The sequence below is a fragment of the Psychromonas arctica genome (genome assembly GCF_038155225.1).
Taxonomy (GTDB): domain Bacteria; phylum Pseudomonadota; class Gammaproteobacteria; order Enterobacterales; family Psychromonadaceae; genus Psychromonas; species Psychromonas arctica_B.
Window position 1 is genome coordinate 1 of record NZ_JBAKBA010000020.1, and the last position, 16,973, is coordinate 16,973.

Genomic DNA, 16,973 nt, shown 5'->3' on the forward strand with positions numbered 1-16,973 from the left:
CTACGTCCCCTCTCCCCGTTGAGTTTTTCTGAATTAATGATTACCTTCAAGCAAGGTAAGGCATGGAGCGATTTATGCGACAGCATAATTATATGAGCGGGCTAAGCTCTACGTGCCCTTTACCGTTGCTAGCTCAGTTCGCCACATGGACGTGGCGTACGCCAAAAGTGCTAAACAGCCATTCATTGAAATAAGCAATATCAAATAGTTACAATAAAAACATTGCTCAATATAGCTACGTCCCCTCTCCCCGTTGAGTTTTTCTGAATTAATGATTACCTTCAAGCAAGCTAAGGCATGGAGCGATTTATGCGACAGCATAATTATATGAGCCGGCTAAGCTCTGCGTGCCCTTTGCCGTTCCTAGCTCAGTTTGCCACATGGACGTGGCGTATGAGCGGTGCATTAAGAAGGTAGTCATTAATTCAGATAAAAAAACGAATTAGGGCGAGTTTCTTTTGACTCTGTTTTCTTTGTTCGCAGTAACAATAATCGACACAAGAGCGATAATAAGTTGAGATAAAGCTTTAATCGATTTTGGTATCACTTTACTTTTTTTGAATTCAATTCAATTTTTATACAAGTTTATTTGTTTTTAAATCATACCCTACTGGAGTATACTTTGATCTATAAAACTAAGGTTTTTGTTTCTTTAACAAAAAAAGAAGCTTTATCTGATAATGATCTTATTAATGCCTGTCAAGAAATGAGCCAAGGACTTTTTGATGCAGACTTAGGTGGTAGTGTTTATAAAAAACGCATTGCTGCTGGCAATAAAGGAAAAAGTGCCGGCTATCGAACCATTATTGGAGCGGTTATCAACGATAAATATTTTTTCTTATATGCCTTTGCCAAGAGTGACAAAGCGAATATTAATTCTAAAGAGAAATTAGCACTAAAAGAGTTAGCTAAAGAATTTCTAGGGTTTGATCAGAATGAGCTAAACCAACTTGTAAATGATGGCGAACTTATTAAGGTAGAAAACAATGAGTGATATTTTAAAAGCAGTACATAAAACAGCTAAAGGCCTACAAAAATCTGGTGCGATAGATAAAACGACTATGCGTAAGTTTGATGCACTTTGTTTAACTAGTGTGCATGAGTTTACGCCAGATCAAGTTCGAGCTCTTAGACTTAAAAATAAACTTTCTCAACCCGTATTTGCTCGTTATTTTAATGTGAGTGATAAATTAGTAAAAAAATGGGAACAAGGAGACAGCAAACCAAGAGGTGCCGCATTAAAAATGCTATCACTCGCTGAAAAAAAAGGCCTTGATATAATCGCTTGATCGGACTCAATCTGAAAAAATAGAAAAAATCAGGTCTGATCTTGCCTTTTGCCTATAAAACCCACCGCCTCATAGAAAAATAATAAAGTCATTTGAGCAAGTTAACCAAGCGGAGGTTTTAGCTATAGTGCTAGTAATAATGCAGGCCTTATTCCAACAAAGTTTAGAGACTAATTTACATGTTAAATCTATTAATTTAATCATAACCCTCCGCATTCTGGTGTGATGTTAACTAGCCTTTATAAATTTAATTATTTAATAAATTTGTGATTAAAAAATAATTAAAGAGTAAGCTTAATAGTATGTTTAATACTGTTTATACTTTTATTCTTAGGTCGTTTTATGGAATTCAAAGATTATTATAAAATACTCGGAGTCAGCAAAGATGCTGATGTTAAAGATATTAAAGTAGCCTACCGAAAACTTGCCCGACAATACCACCCTGACTTACATCCAGGAGAAGGTGGGGGTGACAAATTTAAAGAAATCGCTGAAGCTTATGAAGTATTAAAGGATGCTGATAGAAGAGCAAAGTTTGATGAATTGCTTGAATATGGAGATCAATCAAGCCAAGGGTTTCAGCCTCCACCTGGATGGCAACAAAACCATCAGACTTCTCAAGGGGATCCTTCAGCCGATCAGGACTTCTCAGATTTTTTTAATTCCATCTTTAATGGTGGACTTGATCAATCTCACTTTAATGGTAGAGCTCAACCACATCACGCTAGGGGCCAAGATGTTGAAACAGAATTGGCTATTTCATTACAAGAAACACTACATCAACAAATTAAAATGGTTCACTATCAATTGCCTGTTTTCGAAGATGGAAAAGTACGCCAGATTAAAAAACAATTAAATATAAAAATACCGCAAGGTGTTATTAATGGTGAGCGTATTCGTCTTAAAGGCCAAGGAAAGCCGGGTTATGGTGGAGGTGAACCGGGTGACCTTTATTTACATATTCATGTAAACAGCCATCCCCTTTTTGATGTAAAAAAACATGATTTAATATTAACCTTGCCACTTGCTCCTTGGGAGGCGGCACTGGGAACTAAAGTTACCGTTCCGACACTCGATGGCAAAGTAACGTTGACGATAGCCGCGAATACTCAATCGGGTAAAAAATTGCGTGTTAAAGGTAAAGGCTTAAAAAGAAAAGGTAAGTTGGGCGATCTCTATGTCATCATTAATGTGATTATACCGCCTGTCAGCAATGATAAAGCAAACCAGTTATGGCAAGAGCTTGCAAAAAATTCAGCTTTTGACCCTCGGGTTTCATGGGGAGAATATTTATGATGCGCAGATTAACGGTCATTTCACTCAGTGAATTATGTCAATTAGAAAGAATTGAAAGCCATCATATTATTGAAATCGTTGAGAACGGTATTGTTAAGCCCATTGCTAATACGATCAGCGCGGACGCTACCGATAACAACAAAAAGCCTGATTGGGAGTTTGAAACGGCTAGTGTTTATTGGATAAAAAAAGCAGTACGGCTGCATCAAGATTTAGAAATTGACTGGCTTGCGGTGGCCTTGCTTATCGATTTAATTCAACAGAGAGATGCATTACAAAAAGAAAATGCATTTTTTAAACAACAGTTGAGCCGTTTTACTGAGTATTAATAATGCGAGAATAATAAACGAGAAGCTTTTAGCTCCTCGTTCCTTTTTATATTATTAATCAGCTGCTTAATAATTAGCTTTTTTAATAACTAGTTTTTTTAATAACTAGCTTTCTTCATAATCAGTTATATCGGCAGATTAAATATCAGAAAATAAGTAAGCTAACAGTAACAACCGCAGCTCACCTCCTCTTATGACACTTGGCTTTACCTAATTCGCCATACACATTAACATCAAAAAAGCATCGAAATAAAAAGTAGCGATTTAAATAAGCATCGATATAAAAACGATAGAATAAAAGGCTATAAAACACTGTTGAACGCGTTTCACCTTCCACCATTGAGCTTTACTAAACGGTGGAAGGAATGAACAATTAACAGATATGAAAAGTATGACAGAAAATAGTGTTCCTATTTTTTTAGTGCCTCAATCATGGCGCTAGTAACCAAGGTAATACCTTTTTCAGAGACTCGAAATCCTCTCGCAATGTCTTTTTCTCTGTCGTAGCCAATCGTTAACTCCGCAGGAATACGGCAATTAGCATCGACAATGACTTTAAATAATTTACAATTTTTACCGATATCACACTCAGGCATTAATACCGATTGTTCAATGACACTATGAGAATGGGTATGTACGCTCGAATATAATATCGACTTACGAATAGTGGAACCTGAAACAATACACCCACTAGCAACCGTTGAATCCAGTGCAGTCCCTCTGCGAGTGGCACTATCAAATATAAATTTAGCCGGCGGTAGCTGACTTTGGTAAGTAAAAATTGGCCATGTTCTGTCGTAGAGATCGAATTGAGGCTTGGGTTCTATTAATTCCATATTAGCCTCCCACAGTGCATCAATGGTCCCTACATCACGCCAATAAGGCGGTTTACTCGCGTCAGGGTCTTCGATCGGATAAGCAAAGATCGCATGCTGTTTAATAATAGAAGGAATAATATCTAAACCAAAATCATGGTTTGAAGTAGTATTGATTGCATCTTTATTTAACTGTTCAAATAGAAACTCTGTATTAAAAACATAATTACCCATCGATGCTAAACACACACCTGGCTTACTGGGCGTTTCTTTAGGGTTGGCTGGTTTTTCATTGAATGCGATCACTTTATTTGTTTCATCTACCGACATCACACCAAAACTACCCGCCGCCTCTTCGACGCTTACCTCAATACAACATACTGTCATATCCGCTTTATTCTCAACATGCTGTATCAGTAACTTACCATAATCCATACGGTAAACGTGGTCACCCGATAAAATTAATATGTATTTTGGTTTATGACTACGAATGATATCTATATTTTGATAAACCGCATCAGCGGTACCTGTATACCAATCGTTTAGCTTATGAGGCGATGCAGGAAGTACTTCCACAAATTCTGATAAATCAGCTTTAAAAGTCCCCCACCCGCGGTGAATATGGCTAATTAAAGAATGTGATTTATATTGTGTTGCAACACCGACACGACCGATACCTGAATTTAAACAATTAGAAAGAGGAAAGTCGATAATACGAAATGTACCGCCAAAGTAGACCGCTGGTTTAGCGCGGCGGTCAGTGAGCTCAAATAAACGACTCCCACGACCTCCGGCTAAAATGATTGCATAGGTGTCTTTACTTAAACTACTGATATATCGATCATCGTTGTTTAACATATGTCCTCCAGCTGATTTAAAGATTTTCACTGACACTATCATCCATCAAGCATAGATCATTTGGCGCTTAATTATTTAAACAAGCAAGCTTAATTTATGAACAATAGAAGGTCTATTGACTTGCATCAATGAAGAGAATAAAGGCGAATTGAATAGCGTTTTTATGGAGATTCTGAACAAGTAAATGATTAGAAAAAGAAGAGTCAGCAATGGCTTAAATCACAATAAATAATTCAAGTGCAAGCTACCTATACAACTAAAAGGCTAATACATGCGACTTATATAGTTTGGCTACCGTTATTACACCCAGAAAGGCTTATTCAAATAATGCATCACATTGGATACGTATCCAAAAATGATAAATGGGGTATAACACAACAGTAAAAGCACGGTCAGAAATTGTATTGGTCATCTTATAAATAATATTATAAAAGTAGGTTGAATATTGCCTTCCAAGCTATCAATAAACATGAGTATTAAATTTACTAGACGCAGTTTATTTATCCTTAAGGGCCTCCTCTAAAAAACGCACAAATACTTTTAGTTGGCTGGGAATAAACTTGGATTGGGGGTATTGCGCTACAATATCTCCTTGATAATTCCCTAACACTTTCCAATCAGACAGCAAGGGTATCAAGGCCTTTGATTTAACCTCATCAGCTACTGAGAAATCAGGAAACAATGCTAAACCAGTCCCCTGTAATACCGCTTCTTTACGAATTTCACTGTGATTAACAATGAAGGTCCCTTGTACATTGACTTCCACAATATCATTGAGGCTTTGCTTTGAGCTTATAGATGATGACAGTGCTGCTTGAAATTTCCATTCACGATCTTTTGGAATCTCCCCGAGTACGATGCAATTATGTTGAATCAATTCGTTGGGATGTGTTGGAGTCCCATGTTGTTTTAAATAGGCTGGCGTTGCACATAATAACTGCTTACAGCTAGATAGTTTTTTAGCGACAAGTCCTTCTATTGGGTTATCTGTGATACGTATAACTAAATCTACTTCATCACCGATGGGGTCTATCAGGTGGTCTGCCACTTTAAAGTGAAAAGATACTTTTGGGTAAAGCTTTACAAAATCCATCACCATCGGCATCAACACTTGTCGTGATAGTGCTTTAGGAGCGGCAATACGTAACGACCCTGTTATATCAGTTTCATTAGATTGCGCTGCTGAAACAGCCATTTTGGCGGAGGTCAGCATGTCTCGACATTGTATAAAAACTTGCTCTCCTGTTGAAGTTAGGCGCATTTTTCTAGTGGTTCTTTCTAGCAGTTTTTCTTCAATAGCCAATTCTAAACGAGCAAGGCTGCGGCTGATTGAGGATGGTGAAATACCCAGTGCTTGAGCGGCTTGAGATAAGCTACCAGATTCAACAACTTTGACAAAAATAGCCATTTCTGAAAGGAGAGGAATAAGTTTATTAATGTCCACAGCGCAATTATCCTTGCCATTTATTGGTATTGTTTCATATAAGTTAATTATTAATACTCTTCTTGTCAAAAATAATTATTAAGAAGAGCCGATATGAACGTACTAAGCACCCTCCTAAATACTGCCTTAAACACAGTAATAACCAACACTCTAAATAAGACTTCAAGCATAACTTTAGTCAGTCGCTTTCAAAGATTGCCGTTAACTGAAATGTTGCTGTTATTGGTCGCCATTTTTTGGGGAACAAGTTATGGCTTAACAAAAGAAGCACTTATTTTTACCAGCGTTTTATTGTTTATAGCAGTTCGATTCTCGTTAACCGGTCTTTGCATGGCACCTATCGTATTTAAAGAATACCGAGAAGGTAAAAATAAGGATTGGAAAGTGGCGATACCGAGCGGCATTATTTTATCCACTATTTTCTTGTGTGAGGTCTATGGGGTATCGCAAACATCGGCTTCAAATGCGGCTTTTTTGATTAGCTTATCGGTTATCTTAACCGCATTTTTTGAGCCTTTAATTAATAGAACCAAGATTCCATCATCGTTGTTACTGTTAGCAGTCACCTCTATTGTAGGCGTTTATTGTTTAACCAATTCAGGTCAATCAACCTTGTCACTTAATACTGGTGATTACTTCATATTGTCCGCCGCTGTTTTACGTGCGGTTATGGTGACGGTCACGAAACGTTTGTCTGAGGGAAAAGATATTACCACGTCTACCCTAACCGCTATCCAGGCATTTATTGTTGCTGTAAGCGCCCTTATATTATGTTTTATCACGCAACCTTTTGAAGCGGTCACATTACCAGCTAGCAGTCATTTTTGGTTGATAATGGTTTATCTCGTGTTGTGTTGTACGTTGTTTGCTTTTTATATTCAAAACTATGCAATAAGAAAGATATCACCGACGAAAGTATCTTTATTGATGGGCAGTGAGCCTTTATTTGGCGCTTTGTTTGCTGTTGTTTGGCTTAATGAATCACTTACGTTGTTACAGATGTTTGGCGGTGCGTTAATCCTTACAAGTGTATTAATAACGTCAGTCAAGGTGAGCAAATAAGTGTTAGTTATTATTAGCTATAAATAATTATCTATAAATAGCTTGTAATAAACAGTAGGAAATAAACTGTATAAATAGTAGATAAAAGTAGTTAGATATGAACAGGTAAAGATGGACCATTAAGGGTGATAAATCGAATAAATAATTAGCATTATATTGATAAGGTAATGCCTCTTAAATAGAGTTTATAAATAAGAGGCATTAAAAATTTGATTAGTTTAACGACGTAACAAGTTGAGTTTCTTTTTCTTGATTCGCTTTATGCTGACTGATCATGTCGTTTATAACTTGATGTACATCTTTACCTTCATAAAGGTATGACTGCTGTTCAACAAAACGCGGACCGTGACCACCATGGAAAAAAGAAGCACATCCGGTTGTTGCCAAAAGAACCACAGTTGCCATCAATAATGTTGCTTTTTTCATACCTTTTTGCATCAGTTTTTTCATAAAGTACTCCAATAAATTTAACGCTATTGCCTACTCTACAATAAGATTGTGCAAAAATTATGCAAAAATAGAAGGTAACCATAATTATTTATTAGCGAGTATATGTTTATTAATCAAGTACGTATCTATTAACCAAGTACGTATTTATTAACCAAGGACAGTGTTAACGACATTCTTAAATACACTCATACAGAAATAGAAATACATCCAGACATAAACACAGTTAAATGTAAGTAAAATAGAACGTAAATTTTAGGCAAAAAAAATCCGCACTTGTTAAATAAGTACGGATTTAAAATAGTGAGTGAGTTTTTATAGCAAGCTTAACTTATCCGACTATTGAGAGTCATTTAATGACTTAAGCGTAAACTGGGTGTTCACCACAGAATTTAGCAACTTTAACTTTAACTGCTTCAATTGTTGCAGCTAGTTTTTCTTCATCTTTAATTGCATCAAGCACGTCACAAATCCAAACAGCTAGTTCAGCAGCATCAGCAGTGTTTGCACCGCGACGAGTGAATGCTGGTGTACCGATACGTAGGCCAGATGTAACAAATGGAGAACGTGGATCGTTTGGTACAGAATTCATGTTTACAGTGATGTGAGCAAGACCTAGCGCAGCATCAGCTTCTTTACCTGTGATGTCTTGAGCAATCAAGTCAACTAGGAAAAGGTGGTTTTCAGTCCCATTAGATACGATTTTGTAACCGCGATCTTGGAAGACTTTAACCATTGATTTAGCGTTGTCTAACACGTTTTGTTGGTACACTTTAAACGCAGGTTCAGCACATTCTTTAAATGCTACTGCTTTAGCAGCGATAACGTGCATTAATGGACCACCTTGACCGCCTGGGAATACAGCTGAGTTTAATTTTTTCTCAAGTGCTGGATTCGCTTTAGCAAGGATAAGACCACCACGTGGGCCGCCTAATGTTTTATGCGTAGTTGTTGTTACAACGTCAGCAAATGGTACAGGGTTAGGGTAAAGACCCGCAGCCACAAGACCAGCAACGTGTGCCATGTCAACAAACAGGTAAGCACCTACTTTGTCAGCAATTTCACGGAATTTAGCCCAATCTACGATACCTGAGTATGCAGAGAAACCAGCAACAATCATTGTTGGTTTATGTTCAATCGCTAGACGCTCAACTTCAGCGTAATCTAAAACACCTGTATCTGGGTTGATACCGTATTGAACAGCATTGTAAACTTTACCAGAGAAGCTAACAGATGCACCATGCGTTAAGTGACCACCGTGAGCAAGACTCATACCTAAAACAGTATCGCCAGGTGCACATAATGCAGCGTAAACAGCACTGTTTGCTTGAGAACCAGCATGTGGTTGTACGTTTGCGTAGTCTGCACCAAATAAAGATTTAGCACGTTCGATTGCTAGAGACTCAGCAACGTCTACATATTCACAACCACCGTAGTAACGTTTACCAGGGTAACCTTCAGCGTATTTATTTGTTAATTGACTACCTTGTGCTTCCATAACACGTGGACTAGTGTAGTTTTCTGACGCAATAAGCTCAATGTGATCTTCTTGGCGTTGTACTTCATCAGTCATTGATTGCCATAATTCTGGATCGTAATCAGCAATATTCATATCTCGGTTAAACATGTGCATCTCCTGCTAGGAATTGTAAGTATAAGTCAATTTGATGTAGCGTATTTTACGCAATCTTTGTGCCATTGCATAGAGCAAATGATGTGAAATATATCTGAGATGAACGTGAAGAATAATAATGTGGAATAATAAAATAAGCAGATGAATGATTAATCAGCTAAATAATCAATCATTCACTGCCTTTTTAATTAAACTGCGACTTAAAAACCCAGTGAAAATACTGTGGAATTCAAGCTTTAAAACTACCTCTATACAATACGTTCTGGTAAAGGATTTTTTGCAGCACAAATAACAATAGCAATCGATTTTGAATTAGGTGTAAACGTAAAATCACCGTAATTAGCTAACGCCACTAATGGGTTGGCTTCAGGATAATAAGCAGCCGCATTACCCGTCGGAATATCATAAGCCAGTATTGTAAAATTAGTGACTTCTCTGACCACTTCATCTCCCCATAATGCTTCGATATCGACTTTATCGCCTGAGGTTAGCCCTAATGCAGTAATATCACTCTCATTCAATAAGATGATATTACGATCACCACTTAAACCACGGTATCTATCTTTAAATCCATAAATCGTTGTATTGTACTGATCATGAGAGCGCAGTGTTTGAAGCACAAAGATACGATTTTTAGTTAAGGCTCGTTGTGATGCTGACACAATGGAATCGGGTAAAGGTGAGCCATGGAATTGTGCTTTTTGATCATTTGTATTCCATATTCGTTGCCCTGCTGCATTACCTAGATAAAAACCGCCGGGTGCTTGCAAGCGTTGGTTCATATCAGAAAACCCTGGGATAGTTTGGCTAATATAATCGCGAATCAAATCATAGTTTTTAACCGTTTCCAGCCAATTAATAGGCGAACTTCCTAAGGTTGCTTGTGCTATGCCAGCTATAATCGCGGGCTCTGAACGCATTTGGCGAATATCACTTTTAATAACACCTTGAGAACTATGCACCATAGAGAATGAGTCTTCTACGGTAATTTTTTGAGACTTTCCTTGTTGTAAATCGATATCCGTACGGCCTAAACAAGGTAAAATTAATGCGGTTTTACCTGGGTATAAATGGGTTCGGTTTAGTTTAGTCGCGATATTAACCGTTAGATCACAGCGGCTCATAGCTTGACGTGTGATCTCAGAATCTGGCATAGCAGCCACAAAGTTTCCGCCTAAACCAATGAACACTTTACTGTCACCACGTAACATAGCTTCCACAGCTTGAACGGCATTATGCCCGTGCTCTGCTGGTGGTTTAAAGTTAAAGGTTTTTTCTATGTTATCTAACAGAACTGCATTAGGTTTTTCGTCAATCCCCATTGTGCGATCGCCCTGCACATTTGAGTGACCTCGAACAGGACATAAACCAGCGCCCTTTTTACCTATATTACCAAACAGTAATTGTAAGTTAGTCATTTCATTAATGGTTGGAACAGAATGTTTGTGTTGTGTAATACCCATTGCCCAAGTGAAAATAACGCGTTTTGATTGTTGATACACATCCGCAGCAGATTTTATTTGTTTTTTTGATAAACCTGACTGCGCAGTAATGTCAGACCAAGGTGTGGCATCCACTTGTTCTAAATAAGCATCTAAGCCGCTAGTGTGTTGTTCAATAAATTTAATGTTAAAGACACGGTCGCCATTTTCAAGTGCTTGGTTATGTCGTTTTAGTAAGACTTTGACCATACCGCGCACAGCAGCCATATCGCCGCCTAAATTAGGCGTAAAATATTGGCTAGTTAATTTGGTTTCTCCACCTAATACCATATGAGCTGGCGATTGTGGATTGGCAAAGCGCTCTAAACCACGCTCTTTTAAAGTATTAAAGGTCACAATATTCGCACCACGTTGAGCAGCATGACTTAAGGTATGCAACATACGCGGGTGGTTAGTCCCTGGGTTTTGACCAAAAACAAAAATAGCATCAGCGTGGTCGAAATCTTCCAGTGTAACTGTGCCTTTACCGACACCAATCGCTTGTTTCATAGCATAACCACTGGCTTCATGGCACATGTTTGAACAGTCTGGAAAATTATTAGTGCCAAATTTTCTAATCATTAACTGATATAAAAAAGCAGCTTCATTACTAGCACGGCCAGAGGTATAAAATTCAGCTTGATTAGGATCGGTTAAACCATTTAAATGCTTGGCAATTAATGCAAAAGCGTCATCCCAACTGATAGCCACGTATTTGTCTGTTTCTGCTTGGTAAACCATAGGATCAGATAGGCGACCTTGATCTTCTAAATAATAGTCACTTTGTTTACGTAATGCGGACACTGAATATTCGGCAAAGAATTCAGGCGTTAAACGACGTGATGTAGCTTCCCAATTAACTGCTTTTGCACCGTTTTCACAAAATTTGAAACGGTCTTTTTTGCTGTCTTCACCCCAAGCACAACCTGGGCAATCGAACCCATGGTCTTGATTGGTTTTCATTAAATTTAATATGTTTTTAGCGACGTTCTCACTATGTAATAAATGTTTAGCTGTACTGGCTAGTGAACCCCATCCACCAGCTGCTGCAGTATATTTTTTAACCGTCATAATGCCTACCTATGAGTTGTAATGATGCTAATTGTTAAACTTCTTCTTTCTATGTGTCTTATTGCTGAATTTACTCTTGTTCTTGCTTTTTAAACGATGGCTTTTGTTAAAGCCATTATTTTTATTAAAACTTTTAATGCTTTTAATGCTTTTAATGCTTTTAATGCTTTTAAACCTCTAGCGCTAACATGGCTAATACCACTAACGTCATCCGTTTTATTATTGTTTTTTTAAACGAAAATCACCGTGATAGACATTGCAAGCATCCTCACCGACAAAGCCAATTAAAGTAATGTTGAACTGTTTTGCGACAGCAATTGCTAAACTAGATGGAGCCCCTATCGCAACGACCACCGGAATTTTCGCAGCAACGGCCTTTTGCATTAGCTCAAAACTAATACGCCCACTTAACATTAAGACAGATTGAGCGCTGAGTTTTCCGCGCGTCAGTAAATCACCAACGACTTTATCAACAGCGTTATGTCGCCCCACATCTTCTTTACTTGATAAACAAGCCTCTAGCGTAAATATGCCAGCACTATGCACTCCGCCAGTGACGGTAAATAAGGATTGTTGATCTCTTAATTGCGATGAAAAAGTCAATAAAGTGGAAAGCGGTAACCAATGTTGCGTTTCGTCCATTGCAATATTAAAGGTATGCGCTAACTTTTTAACATTGCTGGTACCACAGATACCACAGCCAGAATGGCTAATAAAATGACGGGTCAATGTTTTCCAATCGACAGTCACGTTTTCAGCTAAAAAAACATCACACTGATTATGCTCAATAGTTTCGATTGATTGGATTTGTTCGATACGCTCAATGACAGCATGAGACAGTAATAAACCAGTGACTAATAAAGCATCTTCACCTGGCGTTCTCATGGTAACCATTAAAGGTTTTTCGAGGACTTCTCCGGTTTTTTGGCAAGTCCAATGTAATACAATATTGAGAGGTTCTTCACTGATAACTATGTCTTCACTCAACCGCACATCAACAGTCCCTTCCGGCGTTAATCGATAGCGTTGACGATTAACATACTGATATGATTTTGAACTCATTAACCACCCTACGTAAGGTTATTCTTTTAAACAAATGACTCAGGCTGATATTCAAATTAAGAAGTCTTAACTGTTTTCTATTAATGAATAACGGATCACTTAGCGGAGATCAGCTTTATATCACATTTATCACAATAATTTTAGATAAATGTCTTAGGATTATGGTCAATTTTTTGTCTTCTTTAATTTTCCGCCTCTTCTTAGCTAATTCATTAGCTTTTTTGGCGAATGAATTCACTTATTGAAGCCTGAATGGTCACCAGAATAATTCATCACCTCACTCTGCTTTTATTCATAAACTCGTCTATTTCAATATATAAAAATCATTTCATTGGCGTATTTATTTGCAACCTAAATCAATAAATATCCTTCCCCATTAATCGATAGAAAATTTACATCGCAATTGAGATAGCAATACCAATAAAAATGATACCAAACATAAAGTTTATATTGCGCATCGTCTGCGCCTCTGAAAAAAAGCTTTTAAAAGAGCTAGCCCCAAGACTATAAAGGAACATAACGATTGTATCGATCAGGACGACTATACTGCCCAGTAACAAATATTGAGTAGCTGCTTGTGAATGTTCATTAACAAATTGTGGTAGAAATGCAGTCAAAAAAATGATTGATTTAGGATTTGTTAAATTGACTATAAACCCTTGACGCATCAACACCTGCTTACTTTTTTTAGCTTCATCAACAATAAAAAAATCTTTAGATTTAAGACTATTCATTATTTTATCGACTCCAAGATAGGCGAGATAAGCAATGCCTAGATATTTAATAACACTGTAAAGTAATGGTGACTGTGAAACCAACATTCCAATACCAAGATAAATAAAAAACAAGTGCACGATTAGAGCCGCCTGTAATCCCAAAACACCAAAACTTGCACCTTTCAATCCGTTCACTATGACATTATTGATAGATACTACGGCACCACTCCCAGGAGAAATGCTAAAGAAAATGCAAGCAACAATGAATCCTATAAAGTCCATAATTTTCTCCTCAAATAATATTTATATTTTTATCTAATTTGGCTACTTCTATTTCACCGATTACATTAAATATGTTATCTAAATTTTGCGCTGGAAAAACAGTTCAATTCAAGGCGTAAATTGAGCCTGTCGAAGATTAACTTCGTTAATCGTCTATCGGAGAATTAACCAAAAGAGGTTAATTCTTCAATGGCTGTTCCCTTTACGACATTTACAACGAGGAAGTGAGCTATTTTAACCAATAAAATAGATAAGCTATTTATTGTGATTGGTATTACACGTTTTTCTCGCAGCATTGTGCTTATATCCTCAATTAGCAGTATTAGTACGTTTTGATGTTTAACTATTAATATCACTATGTGGTATGTTTTGAGTATTCATCATTGCTAAATTGGCAATAAGGAAAAACTTAATGCTTTCTTCATTGGATTTACATTTTTTTTATGCTATTGCCACAAGTAATAGTTTGTCTGCTGCCGCAAAGAAATTAAACGTGACGCCGCCAACTGTTACTCAAAGGCTACAAACCTTAGAGGCAAAACTTTCATTAAAACTCGTCGAGAGAGACTTTCGTCGTTCCAAGTTAACAACAAGTGGTAAAAAGTTAGCTAGTCGGTGCAAGTTAATACTCGATGAAATTGACTTATTAACAGACGAATTAAAGGAAGACCAAACATCACTTGCAGGTAAGCTAACGGTACTTGCACCTCTTGGTTTTGGTGAAAAGTATATTGCATCGATCATTGGTGACTTTTCTATTAAATACCCCAACCTTAAAATAAAGTTACTACTGTCTGATCATCCAGATAAAGCATCGTCACCGGAAGCGGATATTATTATTTATATTGGGGAGTTGAAAAACTCATCTATGAGAAGAGTTGTGTTAGCGAAGAATCGGCGTCTTGTATGTGCCTCCCCATCTTACTTGGAAAGCACTGATAAAATTGAAAGCCCTGAATTATTAAGTAACCATAAATGCATCGCATTAGTAGAAAATAACGAAGACACCATGCAATGGTCATTCACACATAAAACCAGTGGTAATATTTCTAATATTCGTATAGAACCGAGTTTAGTATGTAACGTTGCTGATGCAGTTAAACTTTGGGCATTAAAAGATTTGGGTATTATTCACCGCTCTGAGTGGGATGTAAGGCAAGAGATTGAAAGTGGCAGGTTACAAGAAATCCTTACTGATTATAAACTGCCAGACGCTGATGTTGTCGCTCTTCTAAATGACTCAGAGAAAGATCGACCTCGACGAGTTAATATGTTTATAAAATATTTAAAATCTTCATTGAAGGAGCTGTAATAAAATTATTGCTTGATCATTAATCTACTTTTATCACTTTTGATTACCTAAGCGATTACCGTCTGTTGCTTGTTGATTGGTAGATACTCTACAATAGCTAACAATTATTTTATTCATTATAAAGGATTCCCCATGGCTCAAGCATTGCCTGATAAGTTCATTTATTCTATGTCACGCGTTTCTAAGGTCGTTCCACCTAAACGTACGATTTTAAAAGATATTTCATTAAGTTTTTTCCCTGGCGCTAAAATTGGCGTATTAGGTTTAAATGGTTCAGGTAAATCAACCTTATTACGTATTATGGCGGGCATCGATCAAGAATTTGAAGGTGAAGCACGCGCATTAAACGGCACTAAAATCGGTTACCTTGCACAAGAACCTGTATTAGATCTTGAAAAAAATGTACGTGAAGTGGTTGAAGAAGCAGTATTTGAAGTTAAATCTGCACTAACAGAACTCGATGCAGTTTACGCAGCTTATGCTGAAGAAGATGCAGATTTTGATGCGTTGGCTAAACGCCAAGGACAACTTGAAGATATTATTCAAGCACATGACGGACATAATCTTGATAATCAATTAGAACGTGCTGCCGATGCACTACGTTTACCAGCTTGGGATCAACCGATAAAAGTACTGTCTGGTGGTGAACGTCGACGTGTTGCGTTATGTCGTTTATTACTTGAAAAACCAGACATGTTATTACTAGACGAACCAACCAATCACTTGGATGCGGAATCTGTGGCTTGGTTAGAACGTTTCTTACATGATTATGAAGGGACTGTTGTGGCCATTACCCATGACCGTTACTTCCTTGATAATGTAGCAGGTTGGATCTTGGAATTAGACCGTGGTTACGGTATTCCATGGGAAGGTAACTACTCGTCTTGGTTAGAGCAAAAAGATGAGCGTTTAAAGCAAGAAGCAGGACAAGAGAAGGCACGCCAACGCCAAATTGAACAAGAACTTGAATGGGTTCGTTCAAACGCGAAAGGACGTCAGTCTAAAAGCAAAGCACGTTTATCTCGTTTTGAAGAGCTTAATAATCAAGATTTCCAAAAACGTAATGAGACGAATGAGCTATTTATTCCAACAGGCCAACGTTTAGGTGATCAAGTTATCGATGTTAATAACTTAACTAAATCATTTGATGGTCGCGTGTTAATTGATGACTTAAGTTTCAGTATTCCTAAGGGTGCGATCGTCGGTATTATTGGTGCCAATGGTGCGGGTAAATCTACGTTATTTAAAATGTTAGATGGCACTGAAAAACCTGACTCTGGTGAAATCATTGTGGGTGAATCAGTACAGATGGCGAGTGTTGATCAGTTCCGTGATCACATGAATGATAAATTAAGTGTTTTTGAAGAAGTGTCTGGCGGCAGCGATATTATTCAAGTGGGTAATATTGAAATACCAAGCCGTGCTTATTTAGGTCGTTTTAACTTTAAAGGTTCTGACCAATCTAAAATTGTAGGTGATTTATCAGGTGGTGAACGCGGACGTTTACATTTGGCTAAACTACTTAAGTCTGGCGGTAACCTATTATTACTCGATGAGCCAACCAATGATTTAGATATCGAAACATTACGTGCACTTGAAGATGCCCTACTTGGGTTTGCTGGTTGTGCCATGGTTATTTCCCATGACCGTTGGTTCTTAGACCGTATTGCAACACACATCATTGATTACCGCGATGAAGGTAAAGTTAACTTCTATGAAGGTAACTACAGTGATTATGAAGCATGGATGAAGAAAACATACGGTGCAGCTGCTGTTGAGCCAACACGTATTAAATACAAACGTATAAGTTAAATCGACAGGTGCTTAAACCTAAAGTCGTTTATTAAATATAAAAATTAATAAGCACAAAACAAAA

General features: G+C 37.4%; 15 protein-coding genes. 7 read left to right on the forward strand and 8 right to left on the reverse strand.

What is annotated here, in order from left to right; translation table 11 throughout:
* Positions 1-622: 622 nt before the first annotated feature.
* From V6255_RS09730 to V6255_RS09745, 4 genes are all read left to right on the forward strand, one after another.
* Entirely contained in the window at positions 623-994 is a 372-nt protein-coding gene (locus V6255_RS09730) for a type II toxin-antitoxin system RelE/ParE family toxin (protein ID WP_341627974.1), read from the forward strand.
* Positions 987-1,289: a helix-turn-helix domain-containing protein gene (locus V6255_RS09735; protein ID WP_025563033.1), complete on the forward strand. Its 303-nt coding sequence runs from the start codon at positions 987-989 to the stop codon at positions 1,287-1,289. The genes V6255_RS09730 and V6255_RS09735 overlap by 8 nt, the downstream gene beginning before the upstream one ends.
* Before the next feature lie 342 nt (positions 1,290-1,631).
* Entirely contained in the window at positions 1,632-2,585 is a 954-nt protein-coding gene (locus V6255_RS09740; protein ID WP_341627975.1) for a DnaJ C-terminal domain-containing protein, read from the forward strand.
* Complete coding sequence (locus tag V6255_RS09745) at positions 2,582-2,914, forward strand: chaperone modulator CbpM (RefSeq protein ID WP_341627976.1); 333 nt, start codon at positions 2,582-2,584, stop codon at positions 2,912-2,914. The genes V6255_RS09740 and V6255_RS09745 overlap by 4 nt, the downstream gene beginning before the upstream one ends.
* A 410-nt stretch (positions 2,915-3,324) precedes the next feature.
* Here V6255_RS09745 and glgC read toward each other — a convergent pair whose 3' ends face one another.
* Complete coding sequence (glgC, locus tag V6255_RS09750) at positions 3,325-4,587, reverse strand: glucose-1-phosphate adenylyltransferase (protein WP_341627977.1); 1,263 nt, start codon at positions 4,585-4,587, stop codon at positions 3,325-3,327.
* A gap of 496 nt (positions 4,588-5,083) precedes the next feature.
* Positions 5,084-5,995, reverse strand: coding sequence for a LysR family transcriptional regulator (locus tag V6255_RS09755; RefSeq protein ID WP_341627978.1), 912 nt, complete (start codon positions 5,993-5,995; stop codon positions 5,084-5,086).
* Between the two features lie 246 nt (positions 5,996-6,241).
* Between V6255_RS09755 and V6255_RS09760 the strand changes: the two genes are divergently transcribed.
* Entirely contained in the window at positions 6,242-7,093 is an 852-nt protein-coding gene (locus V6255_RS09760; RefSeq protein WP_341627979.1) for a DMT family transporter, read from the forward strand.
* 213 nt (positions 7,094-7,306) lie between these two features.
* Here V6255_RS09760 and V6255_RS09765 read toward each other — a convergent pair whose 3' ends face one another.
* The 6 genes from V6255_RS09765 to V6255_RS09790 form a co-directional block, all read right to left on the reverse strand.
* Entirely contained in the window at positions 7,307-7,543 is a 237-nt protein-coding gene (locus V6255_RS09765; protein WP_341627980.1) for a hypothetical protein, read from the reverse strand.
* Positions 7,544-7,901: 358 nt separating this feature from the next.
* Complete coding sequence (gene glyA / locus V6255_RS09770; protein WP_025563040.1) at positions 7,902-9,167, reverse strand: serine hydroxymethyltransferase; 1,266 nt, start codon at positions 9,165-9,167, stop codon at positions 7,902-7,904.
* 254 nt (positions 9,168-9,421) lie between these two features.
* Positions 9,422-11,725 carry an FdhF/YdeP family oxidoreductase gene (locus V6255_RS09775; protein ID WP_341627981.1) on the reverse strand — a complete coding sequence of 768 codons (2,304 nt, stop codon included), beginning with the start codon at positions 11,723-11,725 and terminating at the stop codon, positions 9,422-9,424.
* Between the two features lie 219 nt (positions 11,726-11,944).
* Positions 11,945-12,787, reverse strand: a complete 843-nt coding sequence (fdhD, locus tag V6255_RS09780; RefSeq protein WP_341627982.1) for a formate dehydrogenase accessory sulfurtransferase FdhD — start codon at positions 12,785-12,787, stop codon at positions 11,945-11,947.
* Between the two features lie 392 nt (positions 12,788-13,179).
* On the reverse strand, positions 13,180-13,785 hold the full coding sequence (locus V6255_RS09785) for a LysE family transporter (RefSeq protein WP_341627983.1): 606 nt from the start codon (positions 13,783-13,785) through the stop codon (positions 13,180-13,182).
* A gap of 164 nt (positions 13,786-13,949) precedes the next feature.
* A complete protein-coding gene (locus tag V6255_RS09790; RefSeq protein WP_341627984.1) occupies positions 13,950-14,081 on the reverse strand; it encodes a hypothetical protein in 132 nt (43 codons plus the stop codon).
* 116 nt (positions 14,082-14,197) lie between these two features.
* Between V6255_RS09790 and V6255_RS09795 the strand changes: the two genes are divergently transcribed.
* Together V6255_RS09795 and ettA are read left to right on the forward strand one after the other, a co-directional pair.
* Positions 14,198-15,097, forward strand: a complete 900-nt coding sequence (locus V6255_RS09795) for a LysR family transcriptional regulator (RefSeq protein ID WP_341627985.1) — start codon at positions 14,198-14,200, stop codon at positions 15,095-15,097.
* A gap of 132 nt (positions 15,098-15,229) precedes the next feature.
* On the forward strand, positions 15,230-16,909 hold the full coding sequence (gene ettA, locus V6255_RS09800) for an energy-dependent translational throttle protein EttA (RefSeq protein ID WP_025563045.1): 1,680 nt from the start codon (positions 15,230-15,232) through the stop codon (positions 16,907-16,909).
* Positions 16,910-16,973: the final 64 nt, after the last annotated feature.

Bases quoted from the DNA above. Each gene is read 5' to 3' on its own strand.
- V6255_RS09735 (WP_025563033.1), top strand. From the start codon at position 987: ATGAGTGATATTTTAAAAGCAGTACATAAAACAGCTAAAGGCCTACAA.
- V6255_RS09740 (WP_341627975.1), top strand. From the start codon at position 1,632: ATGGAATTCAAAGATTATTATAAAATACTCGGAGTCAGCAAAGATGCT.
- V6255_RS09745 (WP_341627976.1), top strand. From the start codon at position 2,582: ATGATGCGCAGATTAACGGTCATTTCACTCAGTGAATTATGTCAATTA.
- glgC (WP_341627977.1), bottom strand. From the start codon at position 4,587: ATGTTAAACAACGATGATCGATATATCAGTAGTTTAAGTAAAGACACC.
- V6255_RS09755 (WP_341627978.1), bottom strand. From the start codon at position 5,995: ATGGCTATTTTTGTCAAAGTTGTTGAATCTGGTAGCTTATCTCAAGCC.
- V6255_RS09760 (WP_341627979.1), top strand. From the start codon at position 6,242: ATGTTGCTGTTATTGGTCGCCATTTTTTGGGGAACAAGTTATGGCTTA.
- V6255_RS09765 (WP_341627980.1), bottom strand. From the start codon at position 7,543: ATGAAAAAACTGATGCAAAAAGGTATGAAAAAAGCAACATTATTGATG.
- glyA (WP_025563040.1), bottom strand. From the start codon at position 9,167: ATGTTTAACCGAGATATGAATATTGCTGATTACGATCCAGAATTATGG.
- V6255_RS09775 (WP_341627981.1), bottom strand. From the start codon at position 11,725: ATGACGGTTAAAAAATATACTGCAGCAGCTGGTGGATGGGGTTCACTA.
- fdhD (WP_341627982.1), bottom strand. From the start codon at position 12,787: ATGAGTTCAAAATCATATCAGTATGTTAATCGTCAACGCTATCGATTA.
- V6255_RS09785 (WP_341627983.1), bottom strand. From the start codon at position 13,785: ATGGACTTTATAGGATTCATTGTTGCTTGCATTTTCTTTAGCATTTCT.
- V6255_RS09790 (WP_341627984.1), bottom strand. From the start codon at position 14,081: ATGCTGCGAGAAAAACGTGTAATACCAATCACAATAAATAGCTTATCT.
- V6255_RS09795 (WP_341627985.1), top strand. From the start codon at position 14,198: ATGCTTTCTTCATTGGATTTACATTTTTTTTATGCTATTGCCACAAGT.
- ettA (WP_025563045.1), top strand. From the start codon at position 15,230: ATGGCTCAAGCATTGCCTGATAAGTTCATTTATTCTATGTCACGCGTT.